General features: G+C 51.5%; 18 protein-coding genes and 2 pseudogenes. 6 read left to right on the top strand and 14 right to left on the bottom strand.

Annotated elements, in window-relative coordinates; genetic code table 11:
• From surE to rlmD, 10 genes are all read right to left on the bottom strand, one after another.
• Positions 1 to 747 carry a 5'/3'-nucleotidase SurE gene (surE, locus tag NF212_RS02905; protein ID WP_434358666.1) on the bottom strand — a complete coding sequence of 249 codons (747 nt, stop codon included), beginning with the start codon at positions 745 to 747 and terminating at the stop codon, positions 1 to 3.
• On the bottom strand, positions 728 to 1,789 hold the full coding sequence (gene truD, locus NF212_RS02900; protein WP_434358664.1) for a tRNA pseudouridine(13) synthase TruD: 1,062 nt from the start codon (positions 1,787 to 1,789) through the stop codon (positions 728 to 730). The genes surE and truD overlap by 20 nt, the downstream gene beginning before the upstream one ends.
• 35 nt (positions 1,790 to 1,824) lie before the next feature.
• Entirely contained in the window at positions 1,825 to 2,304 is a 480-nt protein-coding gene (ispF, locus tag NF212_RS02895; protein ID WP_434358662.1) for a 2-C-methyl-D-erythritol 2,4-cyclodiphosphate synthase, read from the bottom strand.
• Between the two features lie 76 nt (positions 2,305 to 2,380).
• Positions 2,381 to 3,103 carry a 2-C-methyl-D-erythritol 4-phosphate cytidylyltransferase gene (gene ispD, locus NF212_RS02890; protein WP_434358660.1) on the bottom strand — a complete coding sequence of 241 codons (723 nt, stop codon included), beginning with the start codon at positions 3,101 to 3,103 and terminating at the stop codon, positions 2,381 to 2,383.
• 30 nt (positions 3,104 to 3,133) lie between these two features.
• Entirely contained in the window at positions 3,134 to 3,412 is a 279-nt protein-coding gene (ftsB, locus tag NF212_RS02885; RefSeq protein WP_434358658.1) for a cell division protein FtsB, read from the bottom strand.
• Between the two features lie 143 nt (positions 3,413 to 3,555).
• Positions 3,556 to 4,857: a phosphopyruvate hydratase gene (gene eno, locus NF212_RS02880; protein ID WP_434358656.1), complete on the bottom strand. Its 1,302-nt coding sequence runs from the start codon at positions 4,855 to 4,857 to the stop codon at positions 3,556 to 3,558.
• Between the two features lie 75 nt (positions 4,858 to 4,932).
• Positions 4,933 to 6,567, bottom strand: coding sequence for a CTP synthase (locus NF212_RS02875; RefSeq protein WP_434358654.1), 1,635 nt, complete (start codon positions 6,565 to 6,567; stop codon positions 4,933 to 4,935).
• A 149-nt stretch (positions 6,568 to 6,716) separates the two neighbouring features.
• Entirely contained in the window at positions 6,717 to 7,514 is a 798-nt protein-coding gene (gene mazG / locus NF212_RS02870; protein WP_434358652.1) for a nucleoside triphosphate pyrophosphohydrolase, read from the bottom strand.
• A gap of 64 nt (positions 7,515 to 7,578) precedes the next feature.
• Entirely contained in the window at positions 7,579 to 9,786 is a 2,208-nt protein-coding gene (gene relA, locus NF212_RS02865; RefSeq protein WP_434358650.1) for a GTP diphosphokinase, read from the bottom strand.
• Positions 9,787 to 9,834: 48 nt separating this feature from the next.
• The gene (gene rlmD / locus NF212_RS02860; RefSeq protein ID WP_434358648.1) at positions 9,835 to 11,151 is read right to left on the bottom strand and encodes a 23S rRNA (uracil(1939)-C(5))-methyltransferase RlmD; all 1,317 of its coding nucleotides are present in this window, start codon (positions 11,149 to 11,151) and stop codon (positions 9,835 to 9,837) included.
• Positions 11,152 to 11,337: 186 nt separating this feature from the next.
• On the opposite strand from rlmD, the gene barA reads away from it, so the two are divergent.
• Entirely contained in the window at positions 11,338 to 14,076 is a 2,739-nt protein-coding gene (gene barA / locus NF212_RS02855) for a two-component sensor histidine kinase BarA (RefSeq protein WP_434358646.1), read from the top strand.
• A gap of 119 nt (positions 14,077 to 14,195) precedes the next feature.
• A complete protein-coding gene (locus tag NF212_RS02850; RefSeq protein ID WP_434358644.1) occupies positions 14,196 to 16,094 on the top strand; it encodes a PAS domain S-box protein in 1,899 nt (632 codons plus the stop codon).
• On the opposite strand, the pseudogene acpS reads toward NF212_RS02850, so the two are convergent.
• Positions 16,086 to 16,406: pseudogene (gene acpS / locus NF212_RS02845) on the bottom strand (holo-ACP synthase); the annotation flags it as partial. The gene NF212_RS02850 and the pseudogene acpS sit on opposite strands and share 9 nt — an antisense overlap.
• 76 nt (positions 16,407 to 16,482) lie before the next feature.
• Between acpS and NF212_RS02840 the strand changes: the two are divergent.
• Positions 16,483 to 16,838 (top strand): annotated as a pseudogene (locus NF212_RS02840) (Hpt domain-containing protein); the annotation flags it as partial.
• Between the two features lie 54 nt (positions 16,839 to 16,892).
• Here the strand turns inward: NF212_RS02840 and NF212_RS02835 are convergent.
• Genes NF212_RS02835 through NF212_RS02825 form a run of 3 tightly spaced genes read right to left on the bottom strand, consistent with a single transcriptional unit; the run spans position 16,893 to position 19,658 of the window.
• Positions 16,893 to 18,125 carry an NAD(P)/FAD-dependent oxidoreductase gene (locus NF212_RS02835; RefSeq protein ID WP_434358642.1) on the bottom strand — a complete coding sequence of 411 codons (1,233 nt, stop codon included), beginning with the start codon at positions 18,123 to 18,125 and terminating at the stop codon, positions 16,893 to 16,895.
• 45 nt (positions 18,126 to 18,170) lie between these two features.
• Complete coding sequence (locus tag NF212_RS02830) at positions 18,171 to 19,241, bottom strand: methyltransferase (protein WP_434358640.1); 1,071 nt, start codon at positions 19,239 to 19,241, stop codon at positions 18,171 to 18,173.
• A gap of 24 nt (positions 19,242 to 19,265) precedes the next feature.
• Complete coding sequence (locus NF212_RS02825) at positions 19,266 to 19,658, bottom strand: hypothetical protein (RefSeq protein ID WP_434358638.1); 393 nt, start codon at positions 19,656 to 19,658, stop codon at positions 19,266 to 19,268.
• Positions 19,659 to 19,811: 153 nt separating this feature from the next.
• Here NF212_RS02825 and NF212_RS02820 point away from each other — a divergent pair, with 153 nt between their 5' ends.
• Genes NF212_RS02820 through NF212_RS02810 form a run of 3 tightly spaced genes read left to right on the top strand, consistent with a single transcriptional unit; the run spans position 19,812 to position 21,602 of the window.
• Positions 19,812 to 20,549: a beta-ketoacyl synthase chain length factor gene (locus NF212_RS02820; protein WP_434358636.1), complete on the top strand. Its 738-nt coding sequence runs from the start codon at positions 19,812 to 19,814 to the stop codon at positions 20,547 to 20,549.
• Complete coding sequence (locus NF212_RS02815; RefSeq protein WP_434358634.1) at positions 20,543 to 21,364, top strand: 1-acyl-sn-glycerol-3-phosphate acyltransferase; 822 nt, start codon at positions 20,543 to 20,545, stop codon at positions 21,362 to 21,364. The genes NF212_RS02820 and NF212_RS02815 overlap by 7 nt, the downstream gene beginning before the upstream one ends.
• Positions 21,345 to 21,602 carry a phosphopantetheine-binding protein gene (locus NF212_RS02810; protein ID WP_434358632.1) on the top strand — a complete coding sequence of 86 codons (258 nt, stop codon included), beginning with the start codon at positions 21,345 to 21,347 and terminating at the stop codon, positions 21,600 to 21,602. The genes NF212_RS02815 and NF212_RS02810 overlap by 20 nt, the downstream gene beginning before the upstream one ends.
• Positions 21,603 to 21,604 lie beyond the last annotated feature (2 nt).

Below are 21,604 nucleotides of genomic sequence, written 5' to 3'. Positions count from 1 at the left end.
TTACTTTTCGATGTGATTTATCCAACTGTCCACGGCTTGCAATGAGTCGTGTGCAGTAAGATCAACCTGAAGCGGTGTAACAGAAACCCGGTTCTGCTCAACCGCAAAAAAATCTGTCCCCGGACCGGCATCCTGACGTGCTCCCGGAGGACCAATCCAGTAAATGGGATGTCCACGGGGATCCCGCTCTTTTATCATGCCTTCAGCCCGGTGCCGAGCCCCCAGCCGGGTCACTTCCCAGCCAGCCAGTTCGCTTTCCGGGACATCAGGAACGTTGATGTTCAGAATTTTATTCACTGGCAACGGTGATAACAAACTGTTTTGAATCACTTTCCTCGCGACAGCTGCCGCAGTTTCAAAATGCGTTTGCCCCACCAGGGAAATGGCAATTGCCGGAACCCCTAGGAAAAACCCTTCCGTTGCCGCGGCCACGGTACCGGAATAGAGCACGTCATCACCCTGATTGGCTCCATGGTTAATGCCAGAAACCACAAAATCCGGGCGGAAGTCCAAAAGCGCATTCAATGCAAGGTGTACGCAATCTGTCGGCGTTCCCTGTACAGCAAAACGGCCGGGGCTGACTTCCCTCACCCGAAGCGGGTTTTCCAGTGTTAACGAGTTTGATGCGCCTGAACGGTTTCGGTCAGGAGCAACGACGACAACATCTGCAATTTCCGAAAGCGCATCTGCAAGGGCGTTTATGCCATCAGCAAATATACCGTCATCATTACTTATCAGAATGCGCATATTCTGGCGTTCCTTCCGTGTATTCCATTAGCTCCCTTACAACCGCAGTTGCAAAGCAACCTGCCGGTAAACTGAAGGACACCGTCATTACATCGCCTTCACCGTGCCATGCCATATCCTGAGGCTTGAGCAGCAACTCGCGGCGCTCTTGACGCATCCGGTTTCCCCGAATCAAAGCCATCAATTCTGGCTCTTTGTCCAATATCGCCATTTCGAATGCTTCTGCCTCACCACTGCCAGGCAATGCATTGTCTCCCGCTACCGCACCGGTGATATGGAGCGTGCCTTTGGACACTGATTCCAGTAAAGAGGGTGTTACTGTTTCAGCCACTGTCATACGTTCTTCGTTGTCCAGCAGGCAATCACCCTGCAGCAGTGTCGCTGCCGTACCGGCCTCAATACGGGCTGCAAGGATCTGGTTGAACAGCCAGGAACGGGCAGCCGACAGATAGAAGCTGCGTTTATTCTTGTCACGGACACGAATTTCATCAGCTCCCCAGCGGCGTGCCTGGGTTACGTTATTGCCCTCTCGGCCAAAACGCTGCTCACCGTAATAGTTGGGCACGCCTTGCTCTTTCACCAGTTGCAGGCGTCGTTCCAGCTCCACCATATCGGAGACTTCACGAAGAACAAGTGTAAAACGGTTTCCGGCCAAATCGCCCGGGCGCAGCTTTTTATTGTGACGTGTAACCGCCAGAACGGCTTCAACACCCTCATGGGTTTCAACAAATTCGGTAAGATCCGGGTTTTCTTTGCCTGGCAGGTGCACGCCAAGCCACTGTGTTGTTACAGCATGGCGATCCTTGAGGCCTGCCCAGCTGACATCCCGGGATTTAACACCACAGGCTTTTGCCAGCTCGTTGGCAACATACTGGGTATTCTCGCCACGCTTTTGAATATGGACCAGCATATGCTCGCCCAGGCCTGCCGGTTCAAAATCTGAAACTTCGTCAACCAGGAAGTCTTCCGGGCTGTTTTTGATAGTGCCGGTTACTGACGGTTTGCCAAACAGCCAGGGAAAGTGGCTCATTACATCACTCATGGGTTTAATCCTGCTAACAAGCCCTGATTATCAGATCAGGGCTTTTTGGTGATAAGCACAACGGCTTCACAGGCAATGCCTTCCTTGCGGCCGGTAAAACCCAGTTTTTCAGTAGTTGTCGCTTTGACGTTGATGCGATCAATATCGGATTCAAGATCCTCGGCAATCGCCGCACACATGTTGTCTATATGGGGTGCCATCTTAGGTGCCTGGGCAATGATAGTGACATCCAGGTTACCCAGAATATAGCCTGCGCGCTTCACGCGGGCATAGACATCGCGGAGCAGCATACGGCTGTCTGCCCCTTTCCACTTGTCATCTGTATCCGGGAAATGCCGGCCAATATCACCGGCAGCAATGGCACCTAGCAACGCATCACTGACAGCATGGAGGGCGACATCTCCGTCGGAATGGGCGATCAGGCCTTGCTCATAAGGGACACTGACCCCACCGATTATTACCGGGCCTTCACCACCAAACTTGTGAACATCAAAACCATGGCCAATACGAATCATAAAGCTCTCCAATTAGAATCATTGCGTTAGGACACTGCTCAACGTCACTTACCTTCGCCAGTCTTCGTCCGGCGATTTATCCATTGTTTTGTTGTGTGAGGTAGTACGCCGCCAGTGCGAGATCTTCCGGCTGGGTAATTTTAATGTTGTCAGCCCTGCCACAGACCAGCTTTGGTTTTCCGCCGCAATATTCAATGGCGGAGGCTTCATCCGTTACCGGCGCCCCCTCTTGCAATGCTTTTTCCAGCGCTCTGAGAAGCTGTTCGCGACGAAACATCTGCGGAGTCAGCGCATGCCAGAGATGCTCGCGCTCAACCGTTTCGGTGATCATTCCATTCTGGGTACTGCGCTTCATGGTGTCACGGACCGGGGCGGCCAGTATTGCGCCGTCATGGTGGTTCATGGCGCCGTCAATCAGTGCTGAAATATCTTCAGGTGTAACACAGGGCCGGGCAGCATCATGAACCAACACCCACTCACTTTCCGGCATATTTTTCAATGCCGACAATACTGAGTCTGCCCGCTCTTTCCCGCCGGGAGCAACCACCACCCGGTCATTTCCCGCTATCCCGGTTTCAGGATACCACTCATCCCCTTCACTGATGGCAATAACCACCTGGCTGACTCCAGGGTGCGACAGCAGCTTTTCTACGGTATGTTCGAGAATGGTTTTGTTACCGATAGTCAGGTATTGCTTGGGAATGGTTGATCCCATGCGCTTGCCGACCCCGGCTGCGGGTACAACGGCAATGATGCCGTTACCCGAAGGCAGAAGTGATTGGGAATGTGTTGTTGTCATTGCAGTCCGTACAGATAGTTGCTGGAACAGTCAGTCTTTGTCATTGATGATACGGAAGAAAGTCTCACCCTGCTTTATCAGCCCGAGTTCATTTCTCGCCCGCTCCTCAATCGCTTCATTGCCTTTTTTCAAATCGGCAATTTCCGCGTACATCTGTTCGTTCCGGCTTTTTAAATGGGCATTGGATTCAGACTGAACCGCCACATTGTCTTTTAAAGAAAGGTAATCACTGACACCATTTTTCCCCCACCACAGGTTGTACTGCAGCCAGCAAAACAAGGCTAAAAGCAGTGCGGTCAGGCTCCGCATGGGGTTTCCTCCAAGTGTCAGTCTTTATGCAACATTTAGGGGCGTATCTTACCAGTTTAACGGGTGTTTTGCGCGCCAAACACAAAGGCACAAAAAAACCGCCCCGGAGGGCGGTTTTTTCAAACAGAAGTATCGGTCAGCAATTAAGCTTGGCCTTTAACTTCCTTCAGACCGTTGAAAGGAGCACGTTCACCCAGTGCTTCTTCGATACGGATCAGTTGGTTGTACTTAGCAACACGGTCAGAACGGCTCATAGAACCAGTCTTGATTTGACCAGCAGCAGTACCTACAGCCAGGTCAGCGATGGTTGCATCTTCAGTTTCACCAGAACGGTGAGAGATAACTGCAGTGTAACCAGCATCTTTAGCCATCTTGATAGCAGCCAGAGTTTCAGTCAGAGAACCGATCTGGTTGAACTTGATCAGGATAGAGTTAGCGATGCCTTTGTCGATACCTTCTTTCAGGATCTTGGTGTTAGTTACGAACAGGTCGTCACCAACCAGTTGGATCTTGTCACCCAGGATCTTGGTCTGGTATGCAAAACCGTCCCAGTCAGACTCGTCACAACCGTCTTCGATAGAAACGATTGGGTACTGGGTAGTCAGTTCAGCCAGGTAGTCAGAGAAGCCTTCTGAAGTGAAAGTCTTGCCTTCACCAGTCATCTCGTACATACCAGTTTCTTTGTTGTAGAACTCAGAAGATGCACAGTCCATAGCCAGGGTAACGTCTTTGCCCAGCTCGTAACCAGCAGCTTCAACAGCTTCTTTGATTGCAGCCAGTGCAGCAGCGTTTGATTCCAGGTTAGGAGCGAAACCACCTTCGTCACCAACAGCAGTATTCAGGCCTTTAGCCTTCAGTACTTTTGCCAGGTTGTGGAATACTTCAGCACCGATACGCAGAGCTTCTTTCAGGGTAGAAGCGCCAACTGGCTGAATCATGAATTCCTGGATGTCTACGTTGTTGTCTGCGTGCTCACCACCGTTGATGATGTTCATCATTGGCAGAGGCATAGAGAATACGCCTGGAGTGCCGTTCAGTTCAGCAATGTGCTCGTACAGTGGCATGCCTTTGGCAGCAGCTGCTGCTTTTGCGTTTGCCAGAGATACAGCCAGGATTGCGTTAGCACCGAAGTTAGATTTGTTTTCAGTGCCGTCCAGGTCGATCATGATCTGGTCGATTTCAGCTTGCGCCAGAGCGTCTTTACCCAGCAGGGCTTCAGCAATTGGGCCGTTAACGGCAGAAATTGCTTTCAGTACACCTTTACCCAGGAAACGAGACTTGTCACCGTCACGCAGCTCAAGAGCTTCACGTGAACCGGTAGAAGCACCTGATGGCGCAGCAGCCATACCTACGAAACCACCTTCCAGGTGAACTTCTGCTTCTACAGTTGGGTTACCACGTGAATCGATGATTTCACGACCCAGAACTTTAACGATCTTAGCCATTGTGTTTCCTCTCGTGTTATTTAATTCACAAAAATTAAAGACGGCCACCAATCTGGCAACCGCCACAAATCCCTGTTACAGCTCGCCGCGTTGATACATACCGGCGGCTTTTACAAACCCAGCGAACAGCGGATGGCCATCGCGAGGCGTTGATGTGAATTCCGGGTGGAACTGACATGCAACAAACCATGGATGCGCAGGGTTTTCTACGATTTCAACCAGCTTCTTGTCTGCTGACAGACCAGAGACAACCAGGCCGGCTTCCTTGATCTTAGGAAGCAGGTTGTTGTTCACCTCATAACGGTGACGGTGACGCTCATGAATGGTTGCATTGCCGTACATTTCACGGACTTTAGTGCCGTCAGCCAGGTGGCAAAGTTGCGCACCCAGACGCATTGTGCCGCCCAGATCTGATTTTTCTGTACGCTTCTCAACCTGACCTTCTGCGTCAACCCACTCGGTGATCAAACCAACAACCGGGAACGGAGACTTCTTGTCAAACTCAGAAGAGTTAGCGCCTTTCATGCCTGCAACGTTGCGGGCATATTCAATAAGCGCCACTTGCATACCCAGGCAGATACCCAGGTAAGGAATATTGTTTTCACGCGCGTATTGCGCGGCCATGATCTTACCTTCAACACCACGGTCACCGAAACCACCCGGTACCAGGATTGCGTCCAGACCCTGCAGTACTTCAGTACCTTTGGTCTCAACGTCCTGTGAATCAACATACTTGATGTTAACGGTCAGACGGTTTTTCAAGCCTCCGTGCTTCAGTGCTTCGTTTACTGACTTGTATGCATCCGGCAGTTCGATGTACTTACCTACCATACCGATAGTCACTTCACCGGTTGGGTTGGCTTCTTCGAAGATTACCTGTTCCCACTCACCCAGATCAGCTTGTGGTGCAGTAATACCAAAACGCTGACAGACCAGATCGTCCAAGCCCTGAGAGCGGATAAGCGCAGGGATCTTGTAGATAGAGTCAACATCTTTCATCGAAATAACGGCGCGCTCTGGTACGTTACAGAACAGAGCAATCTTGGCACGCTCGTTTGCTGGAATAGCACGGTCGCTACGGCAGATCAGGATATCCGGCTGGATACCGATAGAAAGCAGCTCTTTAACAGAGTGCTGGGTTGGCTTGGTCTTCACCTCACCGGCAGCCGCCAGATAAGGAACCAGAGTCAGGTGCATGAACATGGCGCGCTCACGGCCCAGTTCAACAGCCAGCTGGCGAATCGCTTCCAGGAATGGCAGTGACTCGATATCACCTACAGTACCGCCGATTTCGACGATAGCAACGTCGTGGCCTTCGCCACCATCAAGTACGCGAGACTTAATTTCGTTGGTGATGTGAGGGATAACCTGAATGGTTGCACCCAAGTAGTCACCGCGACGCTCTTTACGCAAAACGTCTGCGTAGATGCGGCCGGAAGTGAAGTTGTTACGCTTCGACATCTTGGTGCGGATGAAACGCTCATAGTGACCAAGGTCAAGGTCAGTTTCTGCACCGTCGTCGGTAACGAAGACTTCACCATGTTGAGTCGGGCTCATTGTACCCGGGTCAACGTTGATGTATGGGTCTAGCTTCATGATTGTGACCTTGAGGCCACGTGCTTCAAGAATCGCCGCCAGTGATGCTGCAGCAATACCTTTACCTAACGAAGAAACTACTCCGCCCGTAACAAAAATGTAATTCGTCGTCATGCTAAACCTGAGAATTGGAGTTTAAGGGGAAAAACTTCGGATTTCTGGACGGGACGTCATGATACCAGACCCTTTTTCCTCTCACAACGTGAAAACTATCACACAGTGCCCTGTATTTTTTTGTCGTACGTCAATTCATGGCGTTACATTTAATTGACTTTTTCCTCGCTTTTCACGGTATTCCACAGCGAATCAAGCTCATCCAAGGAACATTCCGCTAACGTTCTTTCACTTTCACGTACTTTTGTTTCAATCTTGCGAAAGCGAGATTCGAACTTTTTATTTGCTTTTCGCAGTGCCTGCTCAGGGTTGCAACTCAGGTGCCGGGACAGGTTAACCACTGCAAACAACAGGTCCCCGAGCTCTTCTTCAACCCTTTCCTGCTGAACATCCGCATAAGTTGCTTCTTCCATGACTTCCTGAAGTTCTTCAGATACTTTCTCGGCAACCGGGCCAAGTGAATCCCAGTCGAAGCCCACAGATGCGCAACGTTTTTGCAACTTGGCCGCACGGGTCAGCGCAGGGAAAGCCGCCGGAACATCATCCAAAATGCTGATTTCTCCACCGGATGATTTTTCCTGGCGTTCCTCAGCCTTAATCTGCTCCCAACCCGGAGACTGTTCGCCTTCTTCACCGAAAACGTGCGGGTGGCGACGCTCAAGTTTATCGCTGATAGCCTCTGCCACATCGGCAAAATCAAACAGGCCCTGCTCTTTACCCAACTGACTATAGAACACGATCTGGAACAACAGATCGCCCAATTCGTCGCGAAGTTGAGTCCATTGCTGATTTTCTATCGCATCCACCACCTCATAGGTTTCCTCAATGGTATGGGGAACGATGGTTTCAAAGGTCTGTTTAATGTCCCAGGGGCACCCCTTCTCCGGGTGGCGCAGGCTTTCCATAATGCCGAGCAGGCGTTCAACGGCTTGCTGATTTTTGCTCATTTTTGTAGCTCCCGCTAGCAAAAAGGGAAGCGTTCCGCTTCCCTTTCAGAGTGAATTAACATTTTTATTTCAGCCGTTTGGCTTCAGTTACATCACGCACGTTTTCAAGGTGTGACAGCACTTTCGCCAGGGTGTCCAGATCGTTCAGTTCCAGCTCAAAATCCATCACGTTCAGTTGCTGCTTTGCATCTATCCGGTTTTGCATACCAATCACTTTCACTTTGTCATTTGACAAGACAGTAGTGATGTCCTTGAGAAGCCCGGTACGGTCCATTGCAGACACACGTACGGTAATGTTGTGTGAACCTTTGTACCCAGCGCCCCAGACAGCATCAATGATACGCTCCGGCGCATGGTGGCGCAGTTCAGCGAGCTGTTCACAGTCCGCCCGGTGTACAGAAATTCCGCGCCCCTGCGTGACATAGCCCGATATGTCATCACCCGGAATCGGTTGGCAGCAACGTGCCAGGTTGGTCATCAGGTTGTTGACACCTTCGACCACAATGGCATCCCGGTGGGTTTTGCTGGCAGCCTTGGTTTCCGCTGTTTGCAGCTTCTCCAGGATCGCCTGATCTTCCTGTTCCTCCGTCGGCTTGTTCACCAGTGAGTTGATGTAGTTAACAAGCTGGTTGATACGCAGGTCACCGTTGCCTACCCCTGCATAAAGCTCATCCGTGCTGTTGACGTTGAAGCGCTTGAACGCAAGGTTGGCGTCTTTTAGCTGGGCACCGATTTTGTGGAGCTCGTCTTCCAGAATCTCTTTGCCGGCCGCAATGTTCTTGTCCCTGTCCTGCTTGCGGAACCAGGCGTTGATTTTTGCCCGGGCACGTCCGCTGGTCACAAAACCGTTGTTGGGATTCAGCCAGTCACGGGACGGGTTTGGCTCTTTCTGGGTGATGATATCAATCTGGTCTCCCATCTGGAGCTGGTAGGTGAAAGGTACGATGCGCCCTTCCACCTTGGCGCCGATACAGCGGTGCCCGACTTCCGAGTGGATGTGGTAGGCAAAATCCAGCGGGGTCGCACCGGTTGGCAGGTCAATCACGTCCCCTTTCGGTGTGAAGACATACACCCGGTCATCAAACACCTGGCTGCGGAGTTCGTCCATCATCTCGCCGGAGTCAGACATCTCCTCCTGCCAGGCCAGCAGTTTGCGCAGCCAGTTTATTTTCTCATCGAAACTGGAGCGAGCTGAGGAACCTTCTTTGTACTTCCAGTGCGCGGCGACACCCAGCTCGGCATCTTCGTGCATCTGGCGGGTACGGATCTGGATTTCTACCGTCTTGCCTTCCGGCCCCAGCACCACGGTGTGGATCGACTGGTAACCATTGGGCTTGGGGTTAGCGACATAGTCGTCAAATTCTTTCGGGAGGTGGCGGTATTTGGTATGGACTACACCGAGGGCAGCATAACAGTCCTGCAGTTTTTCGGCGATGATGCGCACGGCTCGGACATCAAACAGCTCATCAAAATCCAGCGCCTTTTTCTGCATTTTGCGCCAGATACTGTAGATATGCTTAGGACGGCCATAGACTTCAGCATCAATGGAGGCCTCTTTGATCGACTGGCGCAGGTCAGCCACAAAGGCATCAATGTAGTCTTCCCGGTCGATACGCCGCTCAGCCAGCTGCTTGGCTATCTGCTTGTAGGTATCCGGGTGCTGGTAACGGAAGGCATAATCTTCAATTTCCCATTTTAGCTGGCCAATACCGAGGCGGTTGGCTAACGGGGCATAGATATTGGCGCACTCTTTGGCAACAGCAATACGCACCTCGTGAGGCTCATTTTTCACCTCACGCAGGTAACAGATACGCTCTGCCAGCTTGATAATCACACAGCGGAAGTCTTCCACCATCGACAACAGCATACGGCGGACATTGTCCACCTGGGTGGCCGTGGCAGAACCCTCTGCGCTGGCATTGAGCTGGCGTATAGCCGCCATTTCCCGGACACCGTCAATCAGTTTGACCACATCCGGGTTATAGTTTTCTTCCAGGGTTTCCCGCTTCAGGAGGCCCGATTCGGCAAGCGGGAACAACAGGGCTGCCACCAGAGTATCGGTGTCCATACTGAGGGTAACCAGGATCTCAATCATTTCCCGGCCACGCCAGAGCGGCATTGCCAACTGTTCTTCAGTGCCCAGTTTTAACGCCTGCTGGTAAGCGGACGTCAGGGCAGCAGATGTCTGTACATCCTGGCTTAGGCTGTTAACCCATCCTTCGAGGGTAAATTCTTCATTTTCCTTAAGGTGCGCCCCACGAATTGCAACCATGCTTTGTTTCCTGCTAATTCCTCTGTGCAGGCGGGGTTGCCTGCAGCATTATGATTTGACGAAAAGCGCCATCGACTCCAAGTGTCCGGTGTGTGGGAACATGTCGAGCATGCCCAGCTTTTCTAGCTTGTACCCGGCTGACAGCAGTTGTTGGCTGTCCCGCGACAAAGTGGCCGGATTACAAGACACATAAACGATACGTTCTGGACGCAATTGTGCCACAAACTCCATAGCACCTGCAGCCCCGGCTCGGGCCGGATCCAGTAAGACTTTTGTGAATTTTTCTTTCGTCCACGGTGCACTGTGCGGTAGCTCTTCCAGGTTGGCCTGGTAAAACGCCACGTTCTCCTGACGGTTCCGCCGGGCATTCGCCGCAGCCCGTTCCACCATTTCATCGACACCTTCAACACCAACGACTGCCGATGCAATTTCAGCCAGCGGCAGGCTGAAATTGCCCACACCGCTGAACAGATCAAGTACCCGATCGTCAGGCTGTACATCCAGCCACGCCAGTGCCTGGGCAACCATTTTTTCGTTTACGCTTCCATTGACCTGAATAAAGTCAGTCGGTTCAAATGCCAGGGACAGTTCGCCCAGATTATAGGCGGGCTGGTTACCACTTACCCGAACCGGTGCATCATTGCCCTGGTGGATGTACAGCGTGATACCTGCGTTTTCGGCAAAACCGGTCAGGGACACAACGTCATCAACGACCAGTGCCTTGGTAGTCCGCACCAGCAACACAACGCCGTATGCCCCTTCTGCCAGCTCAGCATGCCCCAGGACACGGCGGCCACGAAGGCTGCCAAACAGCTTCCGTAGCGGCTCAAGAAGCGCCTGCAGGGGTTGGCTCATGACCGGGCAAACCTCGACATCAACGATATTGTCTGCACCGCGGCGGCGGAAACCCATCTGCAAGGCACCATCTTTGCCGACGCGAAGACTGAGACGTGCTCGCCTGCGGTAACCGAGCGGAGACGATGTCAATGGTGCGTCCTGTGTTGCCGAGGCACCGGCAAGCTTATTCATCAGATCCGCCAGCACTGCCTGCTTGTGCGACACCTGGGCGTCATGGTCACAGTGCTGGAGGTTACAGCCACCGCATTCAGCATAATGGGGACAAACCGGCTTTACCCGCTCAGGAGAGTCTGAAAGGCGCTTTATCAGGCGTGCCCGGGCATAGTTTTTCTTTTGCTCAACCAACTGGACCAGAGCCTCTTCCCCAGGCAGCACACCGGGTACAAACACAGGGCGCTTATCAAGAAAACCGATACCGTCACCATGGTGGTCAAGTCGGGTTACTGTCAGGGATTTATGCTGGGTATCGAGAGCTTTTTTCTTCTGGGGTTTAAAAAAACGGGCCATGGCCTTTTACCGGTCAGTGCCACCCCGGTTTCCTCTCCGGCGCAGCGTAGGTTGTAATCAGCAACAGATGTGATGCGTATTCGACTATTCCGTGCCAAAACCTATTTAGCAAATAAAATAGGTTACAATCACCGCTTTACGAACTATCACTTAAGACAAGCTTGTATTGTCCCACATAACGAGAGCATGACCAAATACGGACTGCGTGCACGGGTAGTGATTCTGACCATTACCCCAACCCTGATAATCGGCCTGTTGCTGAGCGCGTTTTTCACTAAAAACCGCTACGACGATCTGGAAGACCAGATAGCCCTGAGCGGCGCAGCCATCATTGAACCCCTTGCCCTCTCCCTGGAGTATGGACTCACTAACGAAAGCCGGGAAAATGTCCGGCGACTGATAGGCTTTGCCCACCGTCAGCATTCCAAGTACGTGCGTGGCATCGCTGTCTTTGACGATAACAACAAGCTGTTTGCCACTTCCAACTATCACCGGAACCTGGCTATGCTGGCCATACCGGACGGGATCCTGCCACCCGATATCCTGGATGTAACACAGGATAAAGACTCGCTGATCCTCCGTATGCCTATCAAGGCCATTGGCCGCTTTAACAGCTCGCTGAGCAATGAGGAAAACCTTGGCTATGTCGCCATGGAGATGGACCTCACCTCGGTGCAGCTCCATCAGTACCAGGAACTGATGACCGCTTTCCTGGTGGTGCTGACCGGGGTGTTCCTCTCCGCACTCGCAGCCGGGCGTCTGGTGAAGGACGTCACCCGGCCAATTTCCAATATGGTCAGCATGGTCGACCGTATCCGGCGCGGACACCTTGGCTCCCGGATTGAAGGACAGATGCTTGGCGAGCTCGATACCCTCAAAAACGGCATCAACGCGATGGCGGTTTCCCTGTCCGAATACCATTCCGAGATGCAGCAAAGTATCGACCAGGCAACTTCCGACCTGCGGGAAACCCTTGAGCAGTTGGAGATCCAGAACGTCGAACTGGATATAGCCAAGAAAGATGCCCAGGAAGCTGCACGGATAAAGTCCGAATTCCTTGCCAATATGTCCCATGAGCTGCGTACACCGCTGAACGGGGTTATCGGCTTTACCCGGCAGATGCTGAAAACCCGCCTGACGCCAAGCCAGCGCGACTACCTGCAGACCATTGAGAAATCTGCCAACAACCTGCTGACTATCATCAACGACATCCTTGATTTCTCGAAACTGGAAGCGGGCAAGCTGATGCTGGAAAATATCCCGTTTGATTTCCAGGATACAGTCGACGAGGTGATGCGGCTGCTTGCCCCCATGGCACATGAAAAGGGGCTGGAACTTAACCTTCGGGTGGATAACCGTATTCCTTCCGGTGTCATTGGAGACCCGCTCCGCATTCAGCAAGTGCTTACTAACCTTATCGGTAATGCCAGCAAGTTCACTGAAAGGGGACAGATTGATGTTGAGGCTTCACTCAAACTCGATCGGGAAGATGTGGTTGAAGTCCAGTTTAAGGTACGTGATACCGGTATCGGTATTTCAGAGCGCCAGCAAAGCCAGTTGTTCCAGGCATTCCGCCAGGCTGATGCCAGTATTTCACGCCGCTATGGCGGAACTGGCCTTGGACTGGTCATTACCCAGAAACTGGTCAAACAGATGGGTGGTGAAATCGGCCTGCGCAGCCGCTTGCACCAGGGATCGACTTTCTGGTTTACCCTGACGCTGGTGAAAACCGACCTTCCGGTTTCCCACCCTATCAATATTGATGCCCTGACAGGCCGTTCGATGCTGTTGGTAGAGCCAAACGACTACGCTGCTGCAAGCATGCGAAGCCGCATGACTGAATTTGGCATCGCCTTTGAGCATGCCTCTGTGCTGCCAGATGATGTAACCCGGTTTGACACCGTACTTTACAGCGTGCCCGCAGGTAACGTCCCTGACGTCAATATACTGTTGGATGTGGCTTACAAAGCAGAACAATTCTCCGACAAGGTCATCTTCAGCCTGCCGACCACTGAGCTTGCCCTCTCTGAGCGCCTGCTGAGCCATGGCGTATATGCGTGCATTTCAAAACCGGTCACCTACCGCAAACTGACGGATCTGATGACTGAAGGCCAGGAGCTTACCTATCTCCCAGAACAGGAAACACCGGTACTGCACCATAAACTGCCGTTGACTGTTATGGCGGTGGATGACAACCCGGCAAACCTCAAGCTGATAGAAACCCTGCTGAAAGAACGGGTGGATACTGTGGTCACCGCTGAGCATGGGGGCATTGCAGTTGAAAAGGCACGTCAGCAAAAATTCGACATTATCCTGATGGATATCCAGATGCCTGAAATGGACGGTGTCTCTGCCTGCCAGGCTATCCGTGGCATTGAGCTTAACCGGGCCACACCGGTTATTGCAGTAACTGCACATGCCATGGCCGGTGAGCGTGAACGCCTTCTGGATGCAGGGATGGACGATTACCTGACAAAACCTATCGAGGAGCCAATCCTCGAGCAGGTCCTCAACAAGTGGACCCGGGCAGCCGGGCAGATCCCGGAGGCTAACGAACCGGCTCCGCAGGTGTCACCCATTTCGCTGTCCGGGAACAGCCTGGACTGGCAAATGGCGTTAAAGCAGGCCGCAGGGAAGGAAGATCTTGCCCAGGAAATGCTGCAGATGCTGGTTGACTCTTTCCCCGCTGTCGAAAAAGCTGTTCAAGGTGCGCTGGATGGCAAAGACGTCGAACTCTGGCAGGTGATCCACAAACTCCATGGAAGCTGCGCATACAGTGGTGTGCCGGTGCTACGGCAACTCTGCTACACGCTGGAAAGCAGTCTGAAAAATGGCAGTAACATTTCCGACTTAGAGCCGGAACTCCTGGAGCTCCTTGATGAAATCGAGCACATAAAAACAGCCGCACTAAGCCACCTCAGCTAAATCCCCCAGCTCCATACCGCTAAAAGGCTGCTGGCAAACCGGCAGCCTTTTATCCCACTGGCAAATTATCCTTATATCTACTTAACTTAATTGGCTGAGTACAAAAAATAAGGCAAATCATGACTCACTCCGTGCAGACGACTTCGTGGCTGAATATGCTGCTGGGATTCTTTTGCATTTCCACTGTAATAGCAATTATTGCCATTACAGCTGGGTTAGAGAATATCTTCCTTTATACGGCGCTGTCTGGGATGGCCTTAACGGGCGGGCTTGCATTTCGCAATCAGATTCGGCGTCCGTCCCTGAGCCGGACAGATCTCGAAATGATAACCCTTGGCCCAGACCCGATTCTCGTCGTGGATGACACTGGTACCATCGTTGCCAGTAACCCGGCAGCAAACAGTATGTTTGATATCAAGCAGGGGAACCTGATTGGCAGGAAAGTGGAATCCCTTATCCCTGCGGCAAGCCGGGCCCAGCATGCCAACCTGCGTGCACTCTATTTCAAGTCCGGCGGCCGCTTCCAAATGCGAAATGCTGTCACGGGAATGTCCAATACCGGTCGCACGTTGAACATTGAAGTGCACCTTAACCATGTCACCATCGGCGAAAATAACTATGCAGTTGCAGCAATCCGGGACATCTCTGTTGTTATAGAGCGGGAAAAACAGCTTGCGCAGTCCGAAAGCCGTTTCAGGGAAACCTTTGAAAAGACGTCCTGTGGACTGGCTCACCTCAGCCTTGGCGGTGCATTTATCCGGGCAAACCAGCCCTTGATGTTCAAGCTGGGTTATACACAGGACCAGCTTACCACCCTGACCTTCCAGGATCTTACCCACCCCGATGACCTGGAGCAGTATATCCATAAGCTCAAATCCCTGACCCTGGGTAAAACCCACCAGCTCACCATGAATGCCCGGGTACGCAACACCATTGGCAACTTTTGCTGGGTAAAGCTGACTGTATCCCTGATACGTGACGACATAGACCAGCCAGACTACTTTATCCTGGCATTTGATGATGTAGATTTTGTCAAACTGACAGAGGACCGGCTGGCTTTAGAGGAAAACAAATTCCGGGGGCTGGCAGAAGCAATGTCAGAGGACACTGTTGTCTGGGTATCAACTCCGGGTATCAATGAAATCCTTTATGTAAACACCGGGTTCGAAAAGATATGGGGGCGGTCTCGGGGGTCGTTGTACAACAACCCAAAATCATTTATGGATCTTATTCACCATGATGATATCCGGCAGGTGCGTGAGCACATCGTCCGTCATGCCAACGGAACATGGGACATCAAATACCGCATCATCCGGGACGACGGGGATATCCGGCACATCCATGACACCGGAAAAGGTGTATTTGGCAAGGACAAACAACTGGCATTCCTGGTTGGTACCGCCCATGACTGTACTGACGAAGAACTCCGCCAGCACCAGTTGGAAGACTCATTGGAGCAATTGCGCATTGCTTACCAAAAACTGGCTGAAACCGCAGATTGCGATGGGTTAACCGATGTCCTCAACCGTCATGCCCTCTACAGGGAGCTGGAACAGGAATTTGTCCGTTACAAACGCTACCGGGCACCTACCTGCCTTCTGCATATCAATATCCAGGAGTTTCGCCAGATCAATAAAAAATACGGCCACCAGACCGGGGACAGGGCGCTGCGCTATTTTGCAAGCATCCTCAGGGAAGTATTGCGGGAATCAGACTCCTTAGGCCGCATCGGTGCTGACGAATTTGCAGTTCTTGTCAGGGAGAGTAACCGTGACTCAACCCTGGAACTGGCAGAGCGCCTGTTGGCAACCAGCATTGAGGTACCGGTAACAAACGAGCTGACCATCCCCATTCAGATTTCCTGTGGCATCGCCCCTTTGACACCGCATATCACCACAGTCGATGAATGGCTAAGCTCTTGTGATAAAAACGAATTCAGGCAGGAAAAGAAGGCGCAACAGTGGAAGATCCGCGAACAAACAAGGGACAAGCCGGCCCACAACACTGGGTCAGACTGACTCCAGAATCACAGTAGCAACGGCGTAATGCTGCTCATCGGCAATGGTCAGGAAAACACCGGTTACGCCAAGGCGTTCAGCCAACGCTTTGGCTTCTCCGGACAGGGCCAGGGCTGGCCTGCCGGAGGCCTCATTCCGGGTCGTAAAATCCTGGAGGGTGATACCGGCGGCAATACCGGTGCCCAGAGCCTTGGCTGCGGCTTCCTTGACGGCAAAACGCTTGGCGAGGAAACGGGCTGGGAATTTATGCTGACGGAAGGTTTCCAATTCAGGTTCACTAAGAACCCGGCGCGCCCAATAATCGCGTGGCCGATATTCAGCTCATAGACTTCCGGGTAACGGGCCTGGCACCTGAAGCCAGTGAACCGGCTCTCAGGTTTCGCCTATCTCACCCTCAGGCAACAGTCTCGACTGGCAAATGGCCCTCAAACAGGCAGCGGGAAAAGAAGACCTGGCCCTAGAAATGCTTCAAATGCTGGTTGATTCATTCCCGGCAGCTGAAGACGCCATGCAAGCAGAGCTGGATGGCAAGGATATTGAGCTTTGGCAGGTCACTCACAAACTCCACGGAAGTTGTGCTTACAGCGGTGTGCCTAGGCTAAAAAGCCTCTGCCATGAATTGGAAACCCAGTTGAAGCACGGTGCAAGCACTTAGGATATCGAACCTGAGTTATTCAGCCCTTGGATGAAATCCAGAATATCCGGGATCAGTCCCCACACAATCTGGAAAACGCCCCCAGCTAAGTACTGCCCAATATACAGTCGGACTCAACGTCCGCCTTTTCCATACCTATCTGTTTACCCGTCCGCACATACTGCAGCCAGCGTGTTTAGTCGCCTTGATGGCTCATCCACATAAGGGTTATCCGTATCCCATGCATAGCCAGCCAGGATAGAACACACCATGCGTTTGATTTTTGGGTCGGGGCTTGGGTAGAAAATTACGCCCTGAAGCGTGCCTTTGTACCAACCTTCCACGTAACAACGGAAGGTATCAACGCCACGCAGCAGCGGCTTTTCGTACTCCGACTCCCAATCCACCTTTTCACCTGAAAGCTGTCTGATCAGCGAGGTCGCTGCCAGTTCTGCTGATTTCATCGCGATGGTCACACCGGAAGAAAATACCGGATCCAAAAACTCGCCAGCGTTACCAAGCAGGGCAAATTTGTCGGTCGCCAGTTTGCTTACATTGGCTGAATAGCCACCAATCATGCCAGGCTGGTTTGGATATTCAGCATGGGCAAGCAACTTTTCCAGCCAAGGCTCTTCGCTTGCCAATTGCTTGATCGCTGCAATGTGGTCATCCGGATAGTTGGCGAAGAAATCAGGCTCGCCAACTATGCCGAAAGAACAGGTGCCATTACTGAAAGGGATCAGCCAATACCATACATCATGGTTATCAGGATGCACGGATATCAGGATCTTATCCCTGTCATACGCCTGATCATCAATGTTATCGACGATATGGGTGAAAATTGCCTGACGCGGCGGCAGGCAAGACGGGCTTTCCAACTCGAGCAGCCTCGGCAATATACGGCAAAAACCACTGGCGTCGAGAATAAAATCAGCCTGAAGTAGGTAGGGTTCGCCCTGCTCGTTTTTCACATGCAGCAAGGGTTTATCAGCATTCACATCGACGGCTTCAATCTCGTGTTGATAGCGGATGGTTACGCCCTGTCGCTCTGCATCGTCCGCCAACACTTTATCAAAAACTGCACGCTGGACCTGAAAGGTGGTACCCATTCCCGGAGAGAACTTATCTGTAAAATCGAAGCTGATATAACGCCCTTCCCGGTTGAATGCCGCTCCGTTCTTAAACTGGAATCCAGCCGCGTTTACCGCATCCAACATACCTGCAGCACGAATGGACTCCATGCAAGCAGGGAGCAGGCTTTCACCGATTGAAAAGCGGGGAAATGTCGCTTTCTCTAGCACCAGTACATCAATGCCTTTTTGATTCAACAGGGCGGCTGCAATCGCACCTGATGGGCCAGCGCCAATAATCGCGACCTGGGTGGTTTCCAACTTCAAGAAATGGACTCCTTTCAACTCTTCAAACGGTAACGGTATTCGCCGTTAAAGGCGGGCTTTCAATGTTAACAGGGTATGCCCCAAGCCGATATGGTCAGTGTGCTCTGCTATGTCAAAACCGGCTTCTTCTGCAATTTGAAGGAACTCTTCACAGCGGTAGAAGCGGCTATTTCCGTTTGCCAGGCAGGTAAAATACAACGAGGTGGCATTCAGGCTGTAGGAGGCTGCTTCGTATTTCTGCGCGTCCCAGAACAGTTCAAGAATATATACCGTAGCACCTGGCGACATGGCCTGGCGAACCCGGCGCAGGATACTCAAGATTTCCATCGGTGAGAAGCAGTCAAGAAACTGACTCATCCACCACACATCCGCCCCTTCAGGCAAAGACAGTGACTGGTCCAGCGCATTGAAAGGATGGCCTATAATCCGCCCTTCCAATCCGTTGATCTTGGCCTGCTCAAGCGCCATCCCAATTTGCTGTGGCAAGTCGATGATGGTAACTTCCACATCTGGATCATAGTTGCAACACTGAGTCGCCCACTTGCCGGTATTGCCACCAATATCAAACAGCTTTTTCGGCTTGGTCGCGAAGACTTTTTCAAGTAGCAGTGGGAATGAGCGATCAGAATAGAAATGATCAAACTGGAACCAGCTTTGTTTGGCTTTCTCCGGCAAGGTTGAAAGGCCTTCATAGATGGAGTGCCACTCACCGAGCTCTTTCAACCCGGCGGGGCTGCCGGTTTCAATCGATTCTGTAAGGTGGGCCATCGCCGCATAACAAACATCGGCGGTGAAATCCATATTGGCACGGGTCATGCCATCATAAAGCAGAAAATGACCAATATTGGCCAGTACATAATTTGGCGATTGCCAGGTCACAATATGGGCGCTGGTCGCCATGTCGAGCAATACTCTGACTCCGTATTCTGATACGCCGGTTTTCGTAGCGATCGCCGTGGCATCTAAACCGTTAACGCCGGCCTCGTCTAATGCAGCCAAAATACCGAGATCGCGCAATGTTCTCGCCGCATGAAAAACAATAGGTGCAAAAGCCAACTTTTGCGCCTCAGTTTTTGCATTCAAAGCGCTGTACGGATCCGCTTGAAATGAACTCACTCTATACCTACTACTGATAACTATTTACTTGGAAGCTGCCATGACCGCCAGTTTCTTGCGAATATCTACATCTAAATTATTGACCCAGCGGTTGTAATTACGGTGGATTTTCCCATCGTTTTCCATCAGGTTTTCTGAGTCAACATAATTAATAGAGTAACTCTTATAACTGTATGGAATGTCGATAACGGCGCGATGGGAACGGACAAATAATTCACCGCGAATCACACCAGGTTTGGTTTCTGTCATAATCCACCCACGGTCAATACCAGACTCAAGAATTGCCTGTTTTACTAGAGATGCCGGGATATTGAATGCTACTGGTGCATTTTCAACATTTTTAATTGGTTGAACACGACCACAGCCAGCAAGGACAAACGCAACTGCCAATAAAGCTAGGTATTTTTTAAAATTCACTGATAGCTCCCTGTTGAAGTTAATTCCCTGGTTGCTTCACTTAGCCATTACGATATGATCTCGTTTTGACTTCCAGCCAAGCGAAATATTAAACTCTGACCAAGTAACAATACTTTGATCAGTCACATAATCACCGTAGTTATAGCATCACTGATGAGCAGTATTCAATTTCATATCCGCAGATTTTATGCACTTTCTCCAGGTTTGGTAGAACAGGACGAATGGCTCGCATGGCACAAAAACAGTGGCCAATGGCCTTCTGAATTCTCTGCTCTGCCTGCCGACAAAATTCCGGCTATGATGCGACGGAGGATGAGTAAACTCAGCAAAATTGCCGTTCAGGTTGCCGCTGAGTTGTCTGAAGGAGAAGACATCGGTTACACCGTTTTCTCCAGCAGACACGGTGAACTTGAGCGGACCGTCCAACTGCTCCAGGACATATTATCCGGCGAAGATGCCTCACCCACCGCCTTTTCACAATCGGTGCACAATACCGCTGCCGGGCTTTTCACCATAGCTACCAAAAAAGCGATACCTGCCAGTTCAATTGCGGCCGGTGAGGATGGCTTTCATTACGCCCTTCTAGAGGCCTTTCTCTTTCTCAATGAGCAGCCGGATAAAAAAGTCCTGATTGTTGATTTTGACGCGCCATTGCCGGATGTGTACTCACGCTTTGAACCTCACACTACCGCACCTTATGCGTTGGGACTGGTGATTGAGGCAGGTGATGCGGTGACACTGGCCCGCACGGCACCAGAAAGTAAAACTCGACACGATAAAACGCTGCCACAGGCTTTAAGCTTCTATCGCCATTGGCTCAACGGAGATCGGCAATTTTCAATGCAGAGCCAGCGTCAACAATGGCACTGGGAGCTGGAGGCTATATGCTAGGATTAGTCAGCAAATGGTGGCGGGTGCTAGCGACAGGCTTTTGTTTTAGCTTGTTTGGGATCGGTGCCTTGGTGCTGACCTTCATTGTTTTTCCACTGATGACCTTTACCTCCAAAAACAGTCGTGAACGTGAAAACCGGGTGCAACGGATTATCCAGAAGACCTTCACCTTCTTCTGCCTGACCATGAAATACACCGGTGCGATAAACTACAAGATCACTGGCGGAGATATCCTTAGGTCAGACAAAAACTGCCTGATTCTCGCCAATCACCCCAGCCTTATCGATTATGTACTCATCGCATCCCAGCTTCCCCAATGCGATTGTCTGGTCAAATCAGCTATTTGGCACAACCCTTTTATGAAAGGCATTGTCAAAGCCGCAGGATACATCCCAAACAACAGTCCGGACGATCTTCTTGAACGCTGTGCCCAACGCCTTGGTGAAGGCAATGTATTACTGATTTTCCCGGAGGGCACCCGCACCACGCCGGGAGTTGCTTCCACTTTGCAGCGTGGGGCATCACAAATTGCAGTCCGCACCCAAACTGATATCCGGCTGGTGCATATCACCGTCACACCCAGCTTTCTCACTAAAGAGAAAAAGTGGTACCAAGTTCCGGACGTTCGCCCCTTTTTTCATGTAGAGGTGAAGGGTAAGATAGCGGCAGGCGAATTTGCCAATTTTGACATCGCAGAAGCAACGGCAGCACGCCGGTTGAATAAGCGGCTCAAGAGGGATTTATTCCCGGATAATAATAACTCCAAACAACAAGACACAATTAAAGAAGGCTACAGTGGACACATTACACAATGAAATTAAACAACTGATCATTGAGGCATTGAACCTTGAAGATCTGACAGCTGAAGATATCGAAACCGATGCGCCACTTTTTGGGGATGGACTGGGTCTTGATTCTATTGATGCGCTTGAGCTTGGGTTGGCAATTAAAAAGACTTACAACGTCGTCATTGATGCCGATGACAGTAATACACGTCAACACTTCGCTTCTGTAGCGAATCTGGCGAAGTTTATATCGGCGAATAAAGCGTAAAG

Origin of the sequence: Parasalinivibrio latis, from assembly GCF_036825535.1 — a bacterium.
In the GTDB taxonomy this organism is placed as follows: domain Bacteria; phylum Pseudomonadota; class Gammaproteobacteria; order Enterobacterales; family Vibrionaceae; genus Parasalinivibrio; species Parasalinivibrio latis.
The sequence above is the reverse complement of the archived record's forward strand: the minus strand, read 5'-3'. Positions and strand labels throughout refer to the sequence as shown.

What these genes read in the sequence shown, in the direction of transcription:
- ispF (WP_434358662.1), bottom strand. Translation starts at nt 2,304, where the DNA reads ATGATTCGTATTGGCCATGGTTTTGATGTTCACAAGTTTGGTGGTGAA.
- eno (WP_434358656.1), bottom strand. Translation starts at nt 4,857, where the DNA reads ATGGCTAAGATCGTTAAAGTTCTGGGTCGTGAAATCATCGATTCACGT.
- mazG (WP_434358652.1), bottom strand. Translation starts at nt 7,514, where the DNA reads ATGAGCAAAAATCAGCAAGCCGTTGAACGCCTGCTCGGCATTATGGAA.
- NF212_RS02875 (WP_434358654.1), bottom strand. Translation starts at nt 6,567, where the DNA reads ATGACGACGAATTACATTTTTGTTACGGGCGGAGTAGTTTCTTCGTTA.
- ispD (WP_434358660.1), bottom strand. Translation starts at nt 3,103, where the DNA reads ATGACAACAACACATTCCCAATCACTTCTGCCTTCGGGTAACGGCATC.
- rlmD (WP_434358648.1), bottom strand. Translation starts at nt 11,151, where the DNA reads ATGGCCCGTTTTTTTAAACCCCAGAAGAAAAAAGCTCTCGATACCCAG.
- barA (WP_434358646.1), top strand. Translation starts at nt 11,338, where the DNA reads ATGACCAAATACGGACTGCGTGCACGGGTAGTGATTCTGACCATTACC.
- relA (WP_434358650.1), bottom strand. Translation starts at nt 9,786, where the DNA reads ATGGTTGCAATTCGTGGGGCGCACCTTAAGGAAAATGAAGAATTTACC.
- surE (WP_434358666.1), bottom strand. Translation starts at nt 747, where the DNA reads ATGCGCATTCTGATAAGTAATGATGACGGTATATTTGCTGATGGCATA.
- ftsB (WP_434358658.1), bottom strand. Translation starts at nt 3,412, where the DNA reads ATGCGGAGCCTGACCGCACTGCTTTTAGCCTTGTTTTGCTGGCTGCAG.
- NF212_RS02850 (WP_434358644.1), top strand. Translation starts at nt 14,196, where the DNA reads ATGACTCACTCCGTGCAGACGACTTCGTGGCTGAATATGCTGCTGGGA.
- truD (WP_434358664.1), bottom strand. Translation starts at nt 1,789, where the DNA reads ATGAGTGATGTAATGAGCCACTTTCCCTGGCTGTTTGGCAAACCGTCA.
- NF212_RS02815 (WP_434358634.1), top strand. Translation starts at nt 20,543, where the DNA reads ATGCTAGGATTAGTCAGCAAATGGTGGCGGGTGCTAGCGACAGGCTTT.
- NF212_RS02820 (WP_434358636.1), top strand. Translation starts at nt 19,812, where the DNA reads ATGAGCAGTATTCAATTTCATATCCGCAGATTTTATGCACTTTCTCCA.